This is a genomic window from Xanthomonas prunicola (genome assembly GCF_025266575.1).
GTDB classification, from domain to species: domain Bacteria; phylum Pseudomonadota; class Gammaproteobacteria; order Xanthomonadales; family Xanthomonadaceae; genus Xanthomonas; species Xanthomonas prunicola.
This window is the reverse complement of sequence record NZ_CP096142.1, coordinates 1455377-1473568: the sequence shown is the minus strand read 5'-3', so window position 1 is coordinate 1473568 and position 18192 is coordinate 1455377. Positions and strand designations below refer to the sequence as shown.

Annotated in this window: 12 protein-coding genes, 4 tRNA genes and 1 pseudogene; all 17 read left to right on the top strand. The window is 61.9% G+C overall.

What is annotated here, in order from left to right:
* Positions 1–130 precede the first annotated feature (130 nt).
* The 17 genes and pseudogenes from M0D43_RS06345 (at position 131) to rpoC (ending at position 18179) form a co-directional block, all read left to right on the top strand.
* Positions 131–1090: a ribose-phosphate diphosphokinase gene (locus M0D43_RS06345; protein WP_010367308.1), complete on the top strand. Its 960-nt coding sequence runs from the start codon at positions 131–133 to the stop codon at positions 1088–1090.
* 109 nt (positions 1091–1199) lie between these two features.
* On the top strand, positions 1200–1835 hold the full coding sequence (locus tag M0D43_RS06340) for a 50S ribosomal protein L25/general stress protein Ctc (RefSeq protein ID WP_252163969.1): 636 nt from the start codon (positions 1200–1202) through the stop codon (positions 1833–1835).
* 50 nt (positions 1836–1885) lie between these two features.
* Positions 1886–2464, top strand: coding sequence for an aminoacyl-tRNA hydrolase (gene pth / locus M0D43_RS06335; protein ID WP_252163968.1), 579 nt, complete (start codon positions 1886–1888; stop codon positions 2462–2464).
* 77 nt (positions 2465–2541) lie between these two features.
* Entirely contained in the window at positions 2542–3633 is a 1092-nt protein-coding gene (gene ychF / locus M0D43_RS06330) for a redox-regulated ATPase YchF (protein ID WP_252163967.1), read from the top strand.
* Positions 3634–3786: 153 nt separating this feature from the next.
* Positions 3787–3872 (top strand) — tRNA-Tyr (locus M0D43_RS06325).
* A gap of 29 nt (positions 3873–3901) precedes the next feature.
* A tRNA-Gly gene (locus tag M0D43_RS06320) sits at positions 3902–3975 on the top strand.
* Between the two features lie 33 nt (positions 3976–4008).
* Positions 4009–4084, top strand: a tRNA-Thr gene (locus M0D43_RS06315).
* A 46-nt stretch (positions 4085–4130) separates the two neighbouring features.
* Positions 4131–5321 (top strand): elongation factor Tu, encoded by a 1191-nt coding sequence (tuf, locus tag M0D43_RS06310; RefSeq protein WP_053051265.1) that lies wholly within the window; start codon positions 4131–4133, stop codon positions 5319–5321.
* A gap of 106 nt (positions 5322–5427) precedes the next feature.
* Positions 5428–5503, top strand: a tRNA-Trp gene (locus M0D43_RS06305).
* Positions 5504–5552: 49 nt separating this feature from the next.
* Positions 5553–5963 carry a preprotein translocase subunit SecE gene (secE, locus tag M0D43_RS06300; RefSeq protein ID WP_011260040.1) on the top strand — a complete coding sequence of 137 codons (411 nt, stop codon included), beginning with the start codon at positions 5553–5555 and terminating at the stop codon, positions 5961–5963.
* A 13-nt stretch (positions 5964–5976) separates the two neighbouring features.
* Positions 5977–6534 (top strand): transcription termination/antitermination protein NusG, encoded by a 558-nt coding sequence (nusG, locus tag M0D43_RS06295; RefSeq protein ID WP_065466060.1) that lies wholly within the window; start codon positions 5977–5979, stop codon positions 6532–6534.
* A 196-nt stretch (positions 6535–6730) separates the two neighbouring features.
* Positions 6731–7159 (top strand): 50S ribosomal protein L11, encoded by a 429-nt coding sequence (gene rplK, locus M0D43_RS06290; RefSeq protein WP_065466062.1) that lies wholly within the window; start codon positions 6731–6733, stop codon positions 7157–7159.
* A gap of 3 nt (positions 7160–7162) precedes the next feature.
* The gene (gene rplA / locus M0D43_RS06285; protein WP_024712228.1) at positions 7163–7861 is read left to right on the top strand and encodes a 50S ribosomal protein L1; all 699 of its coding nucleotides are present in this window, start codon (positions 7163–7165) and stop codon (positions 7859–7861) included.
* A gap of 546 nt (positions 7862–8407) precedes the next feature.
* Complete coding sequence (gene rplJ / locus M0D43_RS06280) at positions 8408–8941, top strand: 50S ribosomal protein L10 (protein ID WP_005930748.1); 534 nt, start codon at positions 8408–8410, stop codon at positions 8939–8941.
* A gap of 54 nt (positions 8942–8995) precedes the next feature.
* Positions 8996–9363, top strand: a pseudogene (gene rplL, locus M0D43_RS06275) (50S ribosomal protein L7/L12).
* A gap of 296 nt (positions 9364–9659) precedes the next feature.
* Complete coding sequence (gene rpoB, locus M0D43_RS06270; protein ID WP_260808032.1) at positions 9660–13811, top strand: DNA-directed RNA polymerase subunit beta; 4152 nt, start codon at positions 9660–9662, stop codon at positions 13809–13811.
* Between the two features lie 150 nt (positions 13812–13961).
* Complete coding sequence (gene rpoC, locus M0D43_RS06265; protein WP_053502912.1) at positions 13962–18179, top strand: DNA-directed RNA polymerase subunit beta'; 4218 nt, start codon at positions 13962–13964, stop codon at positions 18177–18179.
* Positions 18180–18192: the final 13 nt, after the last annotated feature.

The window sequence follows — 18192 nt, the reverse complement described above, 5'->3', positions numbered from 1 at the left end:
TTAACTGCAGATCCCTCTGCAATACCTCGCGCATCCTTGCGCGGGATTGAACGAAAAGCCCGGCATTGGTTCGGCTTTGTCCTGCTCCATCATCGACCCGCACGCTCTTCGCCGCAGCCCGAGAGATCTCATGCAAGACCAACGTAATCTGCTGGTGTTCTCCGGCAATGCCAACAAGCCGCTTGCCCAGAGCATCTGCAAGGAACTGGGCGTTCGCATGGGCAAGGCGCTGGTCACGCGCTTTTCCGATGGCGAAGTGCAGGTGGAGATCGAAGAGAGCGTGCGCCGGCAGGAGGTGTTCGTCATCCAGCCGACCTGCGCGCCGAGCGCCGAAAATCTGATGGAACTGCTGGTGCTGATCGACGCGCTCAAGCGCGCCAGCGCCCAGTCCGTCACTGCGGTGATTCCGTATTTCGGTTATTCGCGTCAGGACCGCCGCATGCGCTCCTCGCGCGTGCCGATCACCGCCAAGGTCGCCGCCAAGATGATCTGCGCGATGGAGGCCGACCGCGTGTTGACGGTCGACCTGCATGCCGACCAGATCCAGGGCTTCTTCGATGTGCCGGTCGACAACGTCTATGCCTCGCCGCTGCTGCTGGCCGATATCTGGCGCGCCTATGGCACCGACAACCTGATCGTGGTGTCGCCGGACGTGGGTGGGGTGGTGCGCGCGCGCGCCGTCGCCAAGCGTCTGGACGATGCCGATCTGGCCATCATCGACAAGCGCCGTCCGCGCGCCAATGTCGCCACGGTGATGAACATCATCGGCGACGTGCAGGGCAAGACCTGCGTGCTGGTCGACGATCTGGTCGATACCGCCGGCACCTTGTGCGCCGCCGCCGCAGCGCTGAAGCAGCGCGGCGCCCTCAAGGTCGTGGCCTACATCACCCACCCGGTGCTGTCGGGCCCGGCCGTGGACAACATCAACAATTCGCAGCTCGACGAGCTGGTGGTCACCGACACGATTCCGTTGAACGAAGCCGCGCGCACCTGCGCCAAGATTCGTCAGCTGAGCGTGGCCGAGCTGCTGGCCGAGACCATCCGCCGCATCGCCTTCGGCGAATCGGTCAGCTCGCTCTACGTCGACTGATCCCGCATTCGGTGCCCGGATCTCCGGGTGCCGGTACACGTCTCTCCTGGTCGCGGGTGAGACGCTTCATCGCCGCGAGGCGGTATTCCAATCTAGGTAGTGAAACAACATGGCAAAGACTCACGAAATCAAGGTCGAGCGCCGCGCAGACGAGGGGAAGGGTGCGAGCCGCCGCCTGCGTCACGCTGGCGTCATTCCGGCCATCGTCTACGGTGGCGAACTCGAGCCGGTCAGCATCCAGCTCAACCATGAGCAGATCTGGCTCGCCCAGCAGAACGAGTGGTTCTACTCGTCGATCCTGGACCTGAACCTCAATGGCGACGTGCAGCAGGTACTGCTGCGTGACATGCAGCGCCATCCGTTCAAGCAGCTGATCATGCACATCGACTTCCAGCGCGTCAGCGCCAACGAGAAGCTGAGCGCTGCTGTGCCGCTGCACTTCATCAACGAAGCAGCCTCGCCGGCCGGCAAGTCGAGCGAAGTGGTCGTGACCCACGAGCTCAACGAAGTCCAGGTGGTCTGCCTGCCGAAGGATCTGCCGGAGTTCATCGAAGTCGACCTCGGTGCCCTGGAAGTGGGTAACGTGATCCACTTGTCCGAAATCAAGCTGCCGGCTGGCGTCGAGATCCCCGAACTGAAGCTGGGTAAGGAACACGACGTTGCCGTGGTTGCTGCCAAGCACGTGCGCGTCGAAGAAGAAGACGCTGCCGGTGAAGAAGGCAGCGAAGGCGCAGAGACCAAGTAATCCGTCGGCCGATTCCTCGCCTGCGCGGGGAATCGGCTGCGGTGATTGGCATGTCTGCACTTCGACTGATCGTCGGACTCGGGAATCCGGGTCCGGAACACGCGCAAACCCGGCACAACGCCGGGTTTCGTTTCGTCGATGCCCTCGTCGAGCGCAGTGGCGCCCGCTGGGGTCTGGACAGCAAGTTGTTCGGCGAAACCGCCAAGGTCGATATCGCAGGACAACCGGTCTGGCTGCTCAAGCCGGCCACCTTCATGAATCTCAGTGGCAAATCGATCACCGCCGCCCTGCGGTTCTGGAAGATCGAGCCGGAGCAACTGCTCGTCGCACACGACGAGCTGGATCTGGCGCCGGGCACGGCACGGCTCAAGTTCGACGGCGGCCACGGCGGTCAGAATGGCCTGCGTGACACGATCCGCCTGCTCGGGCACGGCAAGTTTCACCGCTTGCGCGTCGGCATCGGCCATCCCGGTCACAAGGATCGTGTGGTGCCGTGGGTGCTGGGACGGGCAGGGCGCGAGGACGAGGCTGCGATCGGTGCTGCGGTGGATGCGGCCATCGATATACTGCCGCTGGCGATGGACGGCAATTTCAACGAAGCGATGAAGCGCCTGCATACCGCGAAATAGAGAATGGGGAATCGGGAATGGGAGGGGTGCTGCTCTTGCCATTCTCGATTCCCGATTCTCCATTCACTGGAAAACCCATGGGTATCAAATGCGGCATCGTCGGCCTGCCCAACGTCGGCAAGTCGACCCTGTTCAATGCGCTGACCAAGGCGGGCATCGCTGCGGCCAATTTTCCGTTCTGCACCATCGAGCCGAACGTGGGCATCGTGCCGGTGCCGGATCCGCGCCTCAATCAACTGGCTGAGATCGTCAAGCCGCAGAAACTGATTCCGACCGCGGTCGAGTTCGTCGATATCGCCGGCCTGGTGGCGGGTGCGGCCAGCGGCGAAGGGCTGGGCAACAAGTTCCTGGCGCATATCCGCGAAGTCGACGCGATCACCCACGTGGTGCGTTGCTTCGAGAACGACGACGTCATCCACGTCAACAACAAGGTCGACCCGATCGCCGATATCGAAACCATCGATACCGAGCTGGCGCTGGCCGATCTGGATAGCGTGGAAAAGGCCCTCAACCGTGCAGAACGCAGCGCCAAGGGCGGCGACAAGGATGCAGCGGCGCGCAAGCCGGTGCTGGCCAAGTTGCAGGCCGCGCTGGCCGACGGCAAGGCCGGACGTGCGGCCGGGCTGGATGAAGAAGAAAAGGCGCTGGTGCGCGATTTGTTCCTGCTGACGCTCAAACCGGTGCTCTACATCGCCAACGTGCTCGAGGACGGTTTCGATAACAACCCGCACCTGGATGCGGTTCGCGCACATGCGTTGACCGAAGGTGCGGAAGTGGTGCCGGTGTCGGCCGCCATCGAAGAAGAGCTGTCCCAACTCGACGACGAAGACCGCGACACCTTCTTGGCGGATCTTGGCTTGGAGGAGCCGGGCCTGAATCGCGTCATCCGCGCGGCGTACACGCTGTTGGGCCTGCAGACTTACTTCACCGCGGGCGTCAAGGAAGTGCGCGCCTGGACGGTTCGGGCCGGTTCGACGGCGCCGCAGGCTGCTGCCGTGATCCACACCGATTTTGAAAAGGGCTTCATCCGCGCCGAGACGATTGGCTTTGACGACTTCATCAAGTATCGCGGTGAAGCCGGTGCCCGCGATGCGGGGCGTCTGCGCCTGGAAGGCAAGGAATACCGCGTCCAAGAAGGCGATGTGCTGCACTTCCGCTTCAACGTCTGATCGGCTGCGCGTGTCACCCAAAGTTACGTGTTGTTGATAGTGAAGATTGCTCAAAATTTTTGTTGACACTGTATGCATCACACAACAAAATAACGGGCTGCTTCACCCCGAACCGAATTCGCCTCGTGGCGCGCCGGTCCGGTAGTAAAAGCTGGAGGGATACCCAAGCGGCCAACGGGGGCAGACTGTAAATCTGCTGGCTTACGCCTTCGGTGGTTCGAATCCACCTCCCTCCACCAGTTTCACGTTGTGGCATGTAGTTCCCGGCGCGGGAGTAGTTCAACGGTAGAACCTCAGCCTTCCAAGCTGATGGTGCGGGTTCGATTCCCGTCTCCCGCTCCATTGAACGCAAATGCATGGCATAATGCAAAACTCGCTCACGTAGCTCAGTCGGTAGAGCACCTCCTTGGTAAGGAGGAGGTCGAAGGTTCGATTCCTTTCGTGAGCACCACTACTCAATCGTCGTCAACTCCAAACGATTACCGAGACACGCACCCATGGCAAAAGCTAAATTCGAGCGCACCAAGCCGCACGTGAACGTCGGCACCATCGGTCACGTTGACCATGGCAAGACCACGTTGACCGCTGCGCTGACCAAGATCGGTGCCGAGCGTTTCGGTGGTGAGTTCAAGGCGTACGACGCGATCGACGCGGCGCCGGAAGAGAAGGCGCGCGGCATCACGATTTCGACCGCACACGTCGAATACGAATCCCCGAACCGCCACTACGCGCATGTTGACTGCCCCGGCCACGCCGACTACGTCAAGAACATGATCACCGGTGCTGCGCAGATGGACGGCGCGATCCTGGTGTGTTCGGCCGCTGACGGCCCGATGCCGCAGACCCGTGAGCACATCTTGCTCTCGCGTCAGGTCGGTGTGCCGCACATCGTCGTGTTCCTGAACAAGGCCGACATGGTCGACGACGCCGAGCTGCTCGAGCTGGTCGAAATGGAAGTGCGCGAGCTGCTGAGCAAGTACGACTTCCCGGGCGATGACACGCCGATCATCCACGGCTCGGCGCGTCTGGCGCTGGACGGTGACCAGAGCGAGATCGGTGTGCCGGCGATTCTGAAGCTGGTCGACGCGCTGGATACCTTCATCCCGGAGCCGACCCGCGACGTCGATCGTCCGTTCCTGATGCCGGTGGAAGACGTGTTCTCGATCTCCGGCCGCGGCACCGTGGTGACCGGTCGTATCGAGCGCGGCATCATCAAGGTGGGCGATGAAATCGAAATCGTCGGTATCCGCGATACGCAGAAGACCACCGTGACCGGCGTGGAAATGTTCCGCAAGCTGCTGGACCAGGGTCAGGCAGGCGACAACGCCGGTCTGCTGCTGCGCGGCACCAAGCGTGACGACGTCGAGCGTGGCCAGGTGCTGTGCAAGCCGGGTTCGATCAAGCCGCACACCGAGTTCGAAGCCGAAGTCTACGTGCTGTCCAAGGACGAGGGTGGCCGTCATACCCCGTTCTTCAAGGGCTACCGTCCGCAGTTCTACTTCCGCACCACCGACATCACTGGCGCGTGCCAGCTGCCGGAAGGCGTGGAAATGGTGATGCCGGGCGACAACGTGAAGATGGTCGTGACCTTGATCAACCCGGTCGCGATGGACGAAGGTCTGCGCTTCGCCATCCGTGAAGGCGGTCGTACCGTCGGCGCCGGCGTGGTTGCCAAGATCATCAAGTAAGTGCCTGCGTCCAGCTGCCTGATGGCGGCTGGATTCAAACGAATGGCGGGCCGGCTGAACCGCGGTCCGCCTTCGTTGTCTTAGGGTTTGCGGTAAACGAGTACATACGCCAGTAGCTCAATTGGCAGAGCAGCGGTCTCCAAAACCGCAGGTTGGGGGTTCGAGTCCCTCCTGGCGTGCCACTCCTCTTTCCGGCCCAGCGATTCGGGTCAGATCGGTAACTAGAGCCGGATGAATAGCAAAATCGAGCCTTCCAAAAGCGCGTCTGCTGCCAGCGCTGATATCGTGAAATACGTCATCTCCGCACTCCTCGTGGTTGCGGGGTTGTTTGTGTGGTTCTGGTTTTCTGCGCCTGAGCGCGCCACCCAGCTTGGAGCCTGGACGCCGCAGTTGCGCGCGCTGGCTGTGATCGTGGGATTGGTGGCGGGTGCATTTGTGTTTCTGGGCACCGGCAAAGGCCGTGAGACCCGCGAATTCATGTCCGAATCCAGGTTCGAATTGCGTAAGGTTGTCTGGCCGACGCGCCAGGAAGCCATTCGCACCACCTGGGTCGTGATTGTTGTTGTGATCATTCTGAGTTTGCTGTTGGGCGGCTTCGACTTTGTCATCCAGAAGCTCACGCAGTGGTTCCTGGCTCGTTGAGGAGAATCAAGCAGTGAAGCGTTGGTATGTCGTTCACGCCTATTCAGGCTTCGAAAAATCCGTTGCGCAGGCACTGCGCGACCGTATCGCCCGTACCGAAATGCAAGATCGTTTTGGCGACGTGCTGGTGCCGACCGAAGAGGTCATCGAGATGCGCGCCGGCCAGAAGCGTCGGTCCGAGCGTAAATTCTTCCCCGGCTACGTGCTGGTCCAGATCGAAACGCATGAAGAGGCGGGCATTCCGCGCATCGACAATGAGAGCTGGCACCTGGTGAAGGAAACTTCCAAGGTGATGGGCTTCATTGGCGGTACCGCCGATCGGCCGCTGCCGATCCGCGACGAAGAGGCTGATGCGATCCTGCAGCGCGTGCAGGACGGTGTCGAAAAGCCGCGTCCGAAGGTGTTGTTCGAGCCGGGCCAGATGGTGCGTGTCACCGAGGGTCCGTTCAACGACTTCAATGGCGTCGTCGAAGAGGTCAATTACGAGAAGAGCAGGCTGCGTGTGGCCGTGCTCATCTTCGGTCGGTCCACCCCGGTCGAGCTCGAATTCGGCCAGGTCGAGAAGGGCTGACCCTGGCGAGCGCCGACTAGGCGCTCGCCTCAGATACTGCTATAGTGCGCGGCTCGCTGTCCTGGCGAATCGCCGGGAAACAATGGCTGCCGCACGGCGGCCATCTGCATGTGGTCAACAACGTGAAGCCGGGACACGTGATTCCCGGTCCGATGGGGAGCCTGTTGTCAGGCGTTAGCACCCGGAGAGTATCGAAATGGCTAAGAAGATTACTGCTTTCATCAAGCTGCAGGTCAAGGCCGGTCAGGCCAATCCTGCGCCGCCGGTTGGCCCTGCACTGGGTCAGCGCGGTCTGAACATCATGGAATTCTGCAAGGCATTCAACGCTGCGACGTCGAAGCTGGAACCGGGTCTGCCGACGCCGGTGATCATCACTGCGTATTCCGACCGTACCTTCACCTTCGTCACCAAGAGCACCCCTGCCAGCGTGCTGCTCAAGAAGGCCGCAGGCGTGACCTCCGGCTCGAAGCGTCCCAACACCGACAAGGTGGGCAAGGTGACGCGCAAGCAGCTCGAAGAGATCGTTAAGGTCAAGGAAGCCGATTTGACGGCAGCCGAGCTGGAAGCGGCAGTTCGCACGATTGCGGGTTCTGCTCGCAGCATGGGTTTGACGGTGGAGGGCTAAGACATGGCACAGAGCAAGCGCGTTAAGGCCATTGCGGCCGCTGTCGTTCCGGGCAAGACCTATGCCTTCGAAGACGCAATCAAGATCCTGAAGACCGCTACCAAGGCCAAGTTCGTCGAGTCGATCGATGTTGCCGTACGCCTGGGCGTGGACGCCAAGAAGTCCGATCAGCAAGTGCGCGGTTCGACCGTGCTGCCGGCCGGTACCGGCAAGAGCGTGCGCGTTGCAGTGTTCGCACCGGCAGGCGCCAAGGCCGACGAGGCCCTGGCTGCTGGCGCCGAGGCGGTGGGTATGGACGACCTGGCCGAGAAGATGCAGGCCGGCGATCTGAACTACGACGTGGTCATCGCGACCCCGGACGCCATGCGCGTTGTCGGTAAGCTGGGCACCCTGCTGGGTCCGCGCGGTCTGATGCCGAACCCGAAGGTCGGCACCGTGTCGGCCAACCCGGGCGAAGCGGTCAAGAACGCCAAGTCGGGCCAGGTGCGTTACCGCACCGACAAGGCCGGCATCATCCACTGCACCATCGGCAAGGCCAGCTTCGATGACGAAGCGCTGAAGTCGAACTTGCAGGCGCTGTTGCTGGATCTGGTCAAGGCCAAGCCGGCTACCTCGAAGGGTACCTACCTGCAGAAGGTTTCGGTCAGCTCGACCATGGGCCCGGGCGTGACGGTCGATCAGTCGAGCCTGTCGCTGAAGTAATCGAATGCGTCGGGCGTCATGCGCCTGACGTGTTTGGCAGTAATGCATTGTTTTTCCGGCCCGGGTCATCGTGTGCTGGGAGTCCGTTCCCTCCTTTGGGGTAACGGACATTTTGAAGGCGATCGCCGGCACGTCCGGCGGTAGCCGTCAAAGACCGCAGGCGCGGTCAGCGCAGATCGACGACGGGCAAGGATGCTCGCACTGGCAAGGAGTCGCCGTCGATGCAGCGGGATCGCTTAATTGGTTCGTTTCGAACCGGCCGGCGTAGATGGTGTCGCCCTTCTGGAGCTTTCTGGTTTACGCGCGTCTGGGACATCCCGGATCGAGTCCACTCCAGGTCTAGAACGGCCACCAAAGGAGCATCAGTTGATGTTCCCGGCTTCCAGGAAGGAGGCTGCCCTGGACCGCAACCGGCAGGAGCCGCGAGCGGAGTAGTTTGAAGCGGGGATGAGGGATTCGGCATTGGGGATTTGCAGGAGTGGCTTCATGGCTCTCGACGAATCGCCAATCACCAATCACCAATCCCGGCTTTAACGGAGGAGTGCAATGGCTCTCAATCTGTCCCAGAAGCAAGAAGTAGTCGCCGAGCTGGCAGACATCGCCGCCAAGGCCCACTCCCTGATCGCCGCCGAATACGCTGGCACCACGGTCTCCCAGATGACCGCGATGCGTAAGCAGGCCCGCGAAACCGGCGTGTTCTTGAAAGTTGTCAAGAACACCCTGGCTGCGCGCGCCGTTGAAGGCACTGATTTCGCTGTCGCTGCTGACAAGCTGGTCGGTCCTTTGCTGTATGCGTTTTCGATGGAGGAGCCCGGTGCCGCCGGTCGCCTGATCAAGGAATTTGCCAAGAGCAACGACAAGCTGCAGGCCAAGGTCGTGTCCATCGGCGGGGAACTGTTCCCGGCTGGCCACGTCGACGTGTTGGCCTCGCTGCCGACCCGTGACCAGGCCCTGGCCATGCTGGCCCGCGTGCTGTCCGAACCGGCTGCCATGTTCGCCCGTGCCGTCAAGGCCGTTGGCGACAAGCAGGGTGGTGGCGACGAAGCCGCCGCGCCGGTCGCCGAGACTGCCGAAGCTTGATGTCCTAGCGTTCGCTAGAACCCCAATCCAGAAAATCATTTAAAGGTAATCACAATGTCCCTTACCAACGAACAGATCGTCGACGCCATCGCCGAGAAGTCCCTGATGGAAGTGATGGAGCTGGTCAAGGCCATCGAAGAAAAGTTCGGCGTCTCCGCCGCTGCCCCGGTCGCTGCTGCTGCGCAGCTGGCCCGGCCGCCGTGGTTGAAGAGCAGACCGAGTTCAACGTGGTGCTGACCAACTGTGGTGCCAACAAGGTCGGCGTCATTAAGGCCGTCCGTGCTGTCACCGGCCTGGGTCTGAAGGAAGCCAAGGATCTGACCGAAGCTGGCGGCATGCTGAAGGAAGCCGTCAGCAAGGACGAAGCCGAGAAGATCAAGAAGGAACTGACCGAAGCCGGCGCGACCGTCGAAGTCAAGTAAGCGACATCTTGCATCGCCAGCGTTTCATGGTGATGCACTGAAGGCTGGGAGCGTAAAGCTCCCGGCCTTTGGCCGTTGATGGAAAGCCGGGATTTGAGCGGTGGAATTCGGGATGCGAAGGCAGTCTTCGCGCATCCCCAATCCCGCCATCCCCCAATCCCCGCTTCACCGAGTTGGTAGTTGGAAGTAGCAGGAGAAGGCGTGCTGGTGCCGGCAATACCAGCGACTTCCAACTGACAATTTTGTTATTTCAGGGCCGCCGCGACGCGGCCCCCGCAGCCTAGGGTGAAGACCTCATGACGTCTTATTCGTTCACCGAAAAAAAGCGTATCCGCAAGGATTTCGGTAAGCAGCGCTCGATCCTCGAAGTGCCGTTCCTGCTTGCCATCCAGGTGGATTCCTACCGCGAATTCCTGCAGGAAGACGTGGAGCCGACCAAGCGCAAGGACCTCGGTCTGCATGCGGCTCTGAAGTCGGTGTTCCCGATTTCCAGCTACAGCGGCAATGCTGCGCTGGAGTACGTCGGCTACAAGCTGGGTCAGCCGGTGTTTGACGAGCGTGAATGCCGTCAGCGTGGCATGAGCTACGGCGCGCCGTTGCGTGTCACGGTGCGTCTGGTGATCTACGACCGCGAATCGTCGACCAAGGCGATCAAGTACGTGAAGGAGCAGGAGGTTTATCTCGGCGAAATCCCGCTGATGACCGGCAACGGTACCTTCATCGTCAACGGCACCGAGCGCGTGATCGTCTCGCAGCTGCACCGCTCGCCGGGCGTGTTCTTCGACCACGACCGTGGCAAGACCCACAGCTCGGGCAAGCTGCTGTACAGCGCCCGCATCATTCCGTACCGCGGTTCCTGGTTGGACTTCGAGTTCGATCCGAAGGATGCGCTGTTCACCCGTATCGACCGTCGCCGCAAGCTGCCGGTGTCGATCCTGTTGCGCGCGCTCGGCTACAACAACGAAGAAATGCTGGCCGAGTTCTTCGAGATCAACACCTTCCACATCAATCCGGACGAAGGCGTGCAGCTGGAGCTGGTGCCGGAGCGTCTGCGTGGTGAAACGCTGAACTTCGACCTGGCCGACGGCGACAAGGTCATCGTCGAAGCCGGCAAGCGCATCACCGCGCGTCACGTCAAGCAACTGGAAGCCGCCGGCGTTGCCGCGCTGGCCGTGCCGGACGACTACCTGGTCGGCCGCATCCTCTCGCACGACGTTGTCGATGGCTCGACCGGCGAATTGCTGGCCAATGCCAACGACGAAATCAGCGAAGACCAGCTGGCTGCGTTCCGCAAGGCCGGCGTCGATGCGGTCGGCACCCTGTGGGTGAACGATCTGGATCGTGGTCCTTACTTGTCCAACACCTTGCGCATCGATCCGACCAAGACGCAGCTGGAAGCGCTGGTCGAAATCTACCGCATGATGCGTCCGGGCGAGCCGCCGACCAAGGAAGCCGCACAGAACCTGTTCCACAACCTGTTCTTCACCTTCGAGCGCTACGACCTGTCCACGGTCGGTCGCATGAAGTTCAACCGTCGCGTCGGCCGCAAGGACGTGCTGGGCGAGTCGGTGCTGTACGACAAGAAGTACTTTGCCGAGCGTAACGACGAAGAATCCAAGCGTCTGGTTGCCGAGCACACCGATACTTCCGACATCCTGGAAGTGATCAAGGTGCTCACCGAGATCCGTAACGGTCGCGGCGTGGTCGATGACATCGATCACCTGGGTAACCGTCGCGTGCGTTCGGTCGGCGAAATGGCCGAGAACGTGTTCCGCGTGGGCCTGGTGCGCGTCGAGCGTGCGGTCAAGGAGCGGCTGTCGATGGCCGAATCCGAAGGCCTGACCCCGCAGGAGCTGATCAATGCCAAGCCGGTGGCCGCCGCAATCAAGGAGTTCTTCGGCTCCTCGCAGCTGTCGCAGTTCATGGACCAGAACAACCCGCTGTCGGAAGTGACGCATAAGCGTCGCGTCTCCGCACTGGGCCCGGGCGGTCTGACCCGCGAGCGCGCCGGCTTCGAAGTGCGCGACGTGCATCCGACCCATTACGGTCGCGTCTGCACCATCGAAACGCCGGAAGGCCCGAACATCGGCCTGATCAACTCGCTAGCCGTGTTCGCCCGCACCAACCAGTACGGCTTCCTCGAGACGCCGTACCGTAAGGTGCTGGACGGCAAGGTCTCCGACGACGTCGAATACCTGTCGGCGATCGAAGAAAACGAGTACGTGATCGCCCAGGCGAATGCGCTGACCGATGCCAAGAACATGCTCACCGAGCAGTTCGTGCCGTGCCGGTTCCAGGGCGAATCGCTGTTGAAGCCGCCGTCCGAAGTGCACTTCATGGACGTCTCGCCGATGCAGACCGTGTCGGTCGCAGCGGCGCTGGTGCCGTTCCTGGAGCACGACGACGCCAACCGCGCACTGATGGGCGCCAACATGCAGCGCCAGGCCGTGCCGACGCTGCGTTCGCAGAAGCCGCTGGTCGGTACCGGCATCGAGCGTGCGGTTGCGCGCGACTCGGGTGTGACCGTGAATGCGCTGCGTGGTGGCGTGATCGAGCAGATCGACGCGGCCCGCATCGTGGTCAAGGTCAACGAGGCAGAAATTGGCGGCGGCACCGATGCCGGCGTGGATATCTACAACCTGATCAAGTACACCCGCTCCAACCAGAACACCTGCATCAACCAGCGTCCGCTGGTGAACGTGGGTGACGTGATTGCGCGCGGCGACGTGCTGGCCGACGGCCCGTCCACCGACATCGGTGAACTGGCGCTGGGTCAGAACATGTTGATCGCCTTCATGCCGTGGAACGGCTACAACTTCGAAGACTCCATCCTGCTCTCCGAGCGCGTGGTGGAAGAAGATCGCTACACCACGATCCATATCGAAGAACTGACCTGCGTTGCGCGCGACACCAAGCTGGGGCCGGAGGAAATTTCCGCCGACATCCCCAATGTGTCCGAGCAGGCGTTGAACCGTCTGGACGAAAGCGGCGTGGTGTACATCGGTGCAGAAGTGCGCGCCGGCGACATCATGGTCGGCAAGGTCACGCCGAAGGGCGAAAGCCAGCTGACTCCGGAAGAAAAGCTGCTGCGTGCGATCTTCGGTGAGAAGGCGTCCGACGTGAAGGACAGCTCGCTGCGCGTTCCCCCGGGCATGGACGGCACCGTCATCGACGTGCAGGTCTTCACCCGCGACGGCATCGAGAAGGACAAGCGTGCGCGTCAGATCGAAGAGTCTGAAATCAAGCGCGTCAAGAAGGACTTCGACGACCAGTTCCGCATCCTGGAAGCAGCCATCTACGCACGTCTGCGCTCGCAGATCGTGGGCAAGGTTGCCAACGGCGGCGCGAACCTGAAGAAGGGCGACACCGTCACCGACGCGTACCTGGATGGGCTGAAGAAGTCCGATTGGTTCCAGCTGCGTATGAAGGACGAGGACGCTGCAGACGCCATCGAGCGCGCGCAAAAGCAGATCCAGGCGCACGAGAAGGAATTCGAAGCACGTTTTGCCGACAAGCGGGGCAAGATCACCCAGGGCGATGACCTCGCGCCGGGCGTGCTGAAGATGGTCAAGGTGTTCCTGGCCGTGAAGCGCCGGATCCAGCCGGGCGACAAGATGGCAGGCCGCCACGGCAACAAGGGTGTGGTCTCCAACGTGGTGCCCGTCGAAGACATGCCGTACATGGCCACCGGCGAGTCGGTCGACATCGTATTGAACCCGCTCGGCGTGCCGTCGCGTATGAACATCGGCCAGATTCTGGAAGTGCATCTGGGCTGGGCCGCCAAGGGCCTGGGTCGCAAGATACAGCGCATGCTGGAAGCGCAGACGGCGGTCAGCGAACTGCGCAAGTTCCTGGACGACATCTACAACCACGACAGCGCGATCAATGCGCAGCGTGTGGATCTGTCGCAGTTCAGCGATGAGGAATTGCTCAACCTGGGCAAGAACCTGATCGACGGCGTGCCGATGGCCACCCCCGTGTTCGACGGCGCCAGCGAAGCGGAAATCAAGCGCATGCTGGAACTGGCCGACCTGCCGCAGAGCGGTCAGACCCAGCTGTACGACGGTCGCACTGGCGAAGCGTTCGATCGCAAGACCACGGTCGGCTACATGCACTACCTGAAGTTGAACCACTTGGTCGACGACAAAATGCATGCACGTTCGACTGGGCCGTACTCGCTCGTGACCCAGCAGCCGCTGGGCGGCAAGGCGCAGTTCGGTGGTCAGCGCTTCGGCGAAATGGAAGTCTGGGCGCTGGAAGCCTACGGCGCGGCCTACACCCTGCAGGAAATGCTGACGGTGAAGTCCGACGACGTGCAGGGCCGCAACCAGATGTACAAGAACATCGTCGATGGTGAGCACGAGATGGTCGCGGGCATGCCGGAATCCTTCAACGTGTTGGTGAAGGAAATCCGCTCGCTGGCGATCAACATGGAACTGGAAGAGTAAGAGCAGGGCCCGGTCAGGGGCCGGCAACCCGGAAGAGACCAGCGCCTAGCGCGTTCGCTCTTCCGCGGTACGGTTCCCTGATCCCCGTCCCGATCAAAGCTATTCGCGTTTCATCTCAGATACGAAATTCCTCCGACCCGGAGATATCAAATGAAAGACCTGCTCAACCTCTTCAATCAGCAGCGCCAGACGCTGGATTTCGACGCGATCAAGATCGCGCTGGCGTCGCCGGACCTGATTCGTTCGTGGTCCTACGGCGAAGTGAAGAAGCCCGAAACCATCAATTACCGTACCTTCAAGCCCGAGCGTGACGGCCTGTTCTGCGCCGCCATCTTCGGACCGATCAAGGACTATGAATGCCTGTGCGGCAAGTACAAGCGCATGAAGCATCGTGGTGTGGTCTGCGAAAAGTGCGGCACCGAAGTCACCCTGGCCAAGGTGCGCCGCGAGCGCATGGGTCACATCGACCTGGCCTCGCCGGTCGCGCACATCTGGTTCCTCAAGTCGCTGCCCTCGCGCATCGGCCTGATGCTGGACATGACCCTGCGTGACATCGAGCGCGTGCTGTACTTCGAAGCCTATGTCGTCACCGAGCCGGGTCTGACCCCGCTCGAGCGCCGTCAGCTGCTGACCGAAGAGCAGTACCTGACCGCACGCCAGGAGTACAACGACGACTTCGACGCTGCCATGGGCGCCGAGGCCGTGTACGAGCTGCTGCGCACGATCGACCTGCAGTCGGAAATGACCCGCCTGCGCGAGGAAATCGCCAGCACCGGTTCGGAAACCAAGCTCAAGCGTTTGACCAAGCGCATCAAGCTGATCGAAGCCTTCCTGGAATCGGGCAACCGTCCGGAGTGGATGGTCATGACCGTGCTTCCCGTGCTGCCGCCGGACCTGCGTCCGCTGGTGCCGCTGGATGGTGGGCGCTTCGCGACCTCGGATCTGAACGATCTGTACCGCCGCGTAATCAACCGCAACAACCGTCTGCGTCGCCTGCTCGAGCTCAATGCGCCGGACATCATCGTGCGCAACGAGAAGCGCATGCTGCAGGAATCGGTCGATGCGCTGCTGGACAACGGCCGTCGCGGCCGTGCCATCACCGGCACCAACAAGCGTCCGCTGAAGTCGCTGGCCGACATGATCAAGGGCAAGCAGGGCCGGTTCCGTCAGAACCTGCTCGGCAAGCGCGTGGACTACTCCGGCCGTTCGGTCATCACCGTCGGTCCGTACCTCAAGCTGCACCAGTGCGGCCTGCCGAAGAAGATGGCGCTGGAACTGTTCAAGCCGTTCGTGTTCGCCAAGCTGCAGCGTCGCGGCCTGGCCACCACCATCAAGGCGGCCAAGAAGCTGGTCGAGCGCGAAGAAGCCGAAGTCTGGGACATCCTGGAAGAGGTGATCCGCGAGCATCCGGTGCTGCTGAACCGTGCGCCGACCCTGCATCGTCTGGGCATCCAGGCGTTCGAACCGGTGTTGATCGAAGGCAAGGCCATCCAGCTGCATCCGCTGGTGTGTACCGCCTTCAACGCCGACTTCGACGGTGACCAGATGGCCGTCCACGTGCCGCTCTCGCTGGAAGCCCAGCTGGAAGCGCGTGCGCTGATGATGTCCACCAACAACATCCTGTCGCCGGCCAACGGCGAGCCGATCATCGTGCCGTCTCAGGACGTGGTGTTGGGCCTGTATTACATGAGCCGCGCCCTGGAGAACAAGAAGGGCGAAGGCATGGTGTTCGCCAACACCAGCGAAGTGAAGCGCGCCTACGACAACCGCGTGGTCGAACTGCATGCCAAGGTCAAGGTCCGCATCACCCAGGTGGACGTGGACGCGGTCGATGGCAAGCGCACCAGCGGCACCTCGATCGTGGATACCACGGTCGGTCGCGCACTGCTGAGCGAAATCCTGCCCGAAGGCCTCCCGTTCCAGCTGGCCAACACCGAGATGACCAAGAAGAACATCTCGCGTCTGATCAACTCCAGCTATCGCCTGCTGGGCTTGAAGGACACCGTCGTGTTCGCCGACAAGCTGATGTACACCGGCTATGCCTACGCCACCCGCGCAGGCGTGTCGATCGGTATCGACGACATGCTGATCCCTGACGAGAAGAAGGGCATCCTCACCGAGGCCGAAGCCGAGGTGCTGGAAATCCAGGAGCAGTACCAGTCCGGTCTGGTCACCGCCGGCGAGCGCTACAACAAGGTCGTGGATATCTGGTCGCGTACCAGCGAGCGCATCGCCAAGGCGATGATGGATACCATCGGTACCGAAAAGGTCGAGAACGCCAAGGGCGAGACCATCGATCAGAAGTCGATGAACTCGCTGTACATCATGGCCGACTCCGGTGCCCGTGGTAGCCAGGCGCAGATCCGTCAGCTGGCGGGTATGCGCGGCCTGATGGCGCGTCCTGACGGCTCGATCATCGAGACGCCCATCAAGGCGAACTTCCGCGAAGGTCTGAACGTGCAGGAGTACTTCAACTCCACCCACGGTGCCCGTAAGGGTCTGGCCGATACCGCGCTGAAGACCGCGAACTCGGGTTACCTGACCCGCCGTCTGGTCGACGTGGCGCAGGACGTGGTGATCACCGAAATCGATTGCGGCACCACCGAAGGGTTGATCATGACCCCGATCGTGGAAGGCGGCGACGTGGTGGAGCCGTTGAGGGAGCGCGTGCTGGGCCGTGTTGTGGCCGAGGACGTCTACCTGCCGGGCAACGACGAAGAGCCGATTGTCACCCGCAACACGCTGCTCGACGAAGCCTGGGTCGCCAAGCTCGAAGACGCCAGCGTGCAGTCGGTGAAGGTGCGTTCGACCATCAGCTGCGAATCCTCGTTCGGCGTGTGCGCACGCTGCTACGGCCGCGATCTCGCGCGTGGTCACCAGGTCAACATCGGCGAAGCGGTCGGCGTCATCGCTGCCCAGTCGATCGGTGAGCCGGGCACCCAGCTGACCATGCGTACGTTCCACATCGGTGGTGCGGCATCGCGTGCGGCTGCGGTGGACAACATCACCGTCAAGACCACCGGTTCGGTGAAGTTCAACAACCTCAAGTCGGTGGCGCACGCCAGCGGCTCGCTGGTTGCGGTCTCGCGTTCTGGCGAACTGTCCGTGCTCGATGGCCATGGCCGCGAGCGCGAGCGTTACAAGCTGCCGTACGGCGCCACCATCACCGCCAAAGATGGCGATGCGGTCAAGGCCGGGCAGAGCGTTGCCAACTGGGATCCGCATAACCACCCGATCGTGTCGGAAGTGGCCGGTTTCATTCGCTTCATCGACTTCGTCGACGGCGTCACCGTCATCGAGAAGACCGACGAACTGACCGGTCTGGCCTCGCGCGAAATCACCGACCCGAAGCGTCGCGGTGCGCATGCCAAGGAACTGCGTCCGATCGTGCGTATCGTCGATGGCAAGGGTAATGACCTGACGATCCCGAATACGGATCTGCCGGCGCAGTACCTGCTGCCGCCGCGCTCCATCGTCAACCTGCAGGACGGCGCCGCCGTCGGCGTGGGCGACGTGGTGGCCAAGATCCCGCAGGAAGCGTCCAAGACCCGTGACATCACCGGTGGTCTGCCGCGCGTTGCCGACTTGTTCGAAGCACGCAAGCCGAAGGATCCGGCGATCCTGGCCGAGCGCTCGGGCATCATCAGCTTCGGTAAGGACACCAAGGGCAAGCAGCGCCTGATCATCAAGGATACCGATGGTTCGGAACACGAAGAGCTGATTCCCAAGTACCGCCAGATCATCGTGTTCGAAGGCGAGCACGTGACCAAGGGCGAGACCGTGGTGGACGGTGAGCCGAGCCCGCAGGACATCCTGCGTCTGCTGGGTGTCGAACCGCTGGCCGCATACCTGGTCAAGGAAATTCAGGACGTGTATCGCCTGCAGGGCGTGAAGATCAACGACAAGCACATCGAGGTGATCACTCGCCAGATGCTGCGTAAGGTCGAGATCGTCGATCAGGGCAACAGCAAGTTCCTCAACGGCGAGCAGGTCGAGCGCCAGCGCGTCATCGAGGAAAATGCCCGTCTGGTCAAGCGCAACGAACTGCCGGCCAAGTACGATCCGGTGCTGTTGGGTATCACCAAGGCGTCGCTTGCCACCGAATCGTTCATCTCGGCGGCATCGTTCCAGGAGACCACCCGCGTGTTGACCGAGGCAGCCGTTCGCGGCACCCGTGACAACCTGCGCGGTCTGAAGGAAAACGTGATCGTGGGTCGCCTGATCCCGGCCGGTACCGGTCTGGCGTACCACGCCGGCCGTCGCAAGGCTTCGGGTCTGACCGACTCGGAAATGGAAACGCTGTCGGGCAAGCCGGCAGTTGCCGAACCGGTCGCAGCTGTGGCCGACGCTGGCGCGGACGAGGAGTAAGCGCTCCGACGGC

Coding starts and splice junctions, on each gene's coding strand:
- M0D43_RS06345 (WP_010367308.1), top strand. CDS start 131: ATGCAAGACCAACGTAATCTGCTGGTGTTCTCCGGCAATGCCAACAAG.
- M0D43_RS06340 (WP_252163969.1), top strand. CDS start 1,200: ATGGCAAAGACTCACGAAATCAAGGTCGAGCGCCGCGCAGACGAGGGG.
- pth (WP_252163968.1), top strand. CDS start 1,886: ATGTCTGCACTTCGACTGATCGTCGGACTCGGGAATCCGGGTCCGGAA.
- ychF (WP_252163967.1), top strand. CDS start 2,542: ATGGGTATCAAATGCGGCATCGTCGGCCTGCCCAACGTCGGCAAGTCG.
- tuf (WP_053051265.1), top strand. CDS start 4,131: ATGGCAAAAGCTAAATTCGAGCGCACCAAGCCGCACGTGAACGTCGGC.
- secE (WP_011260040.1), top strand. CDS start 5,553: ATGAATAGCAAAATCGAGCCTTCCAAAAGCGCGTCTGCTGCCAGCGCT.
- rplK (WP_065466062.1), top strand. CDS start 6,731: ATGGCTAAGAAGATTACTGCTTTCATCAAGCTGCAGGTCAAGGCCGGT.
- rplA (WP_024712228.1), top strand. CDS start 7,163: ATGGCACAGAGCAAGCGCGTTAAGGCCATTGCGGCCGCTGTCGTTCCG.
- rplJ (WP_005930748.1), top strand. CDS start 8,408: ATGGCTCTCAATCTGTCCCAGAAGCAAGAAGTAGTCGCCGAGCTGGCA.
- rpoB (WP_260808032.1), top strand. CDS start 9,660: ATGACGTCTTATTCGTTCACCGAAAAAAAGCGTATCCGCAAGGATTTC.
- rpoC (WP_053502912.1), top strand. CDS start 13,962: ATGAAAGACCTGCTCAACCTCTTCAATCAGCAGCGCCAGACGCTGGAT.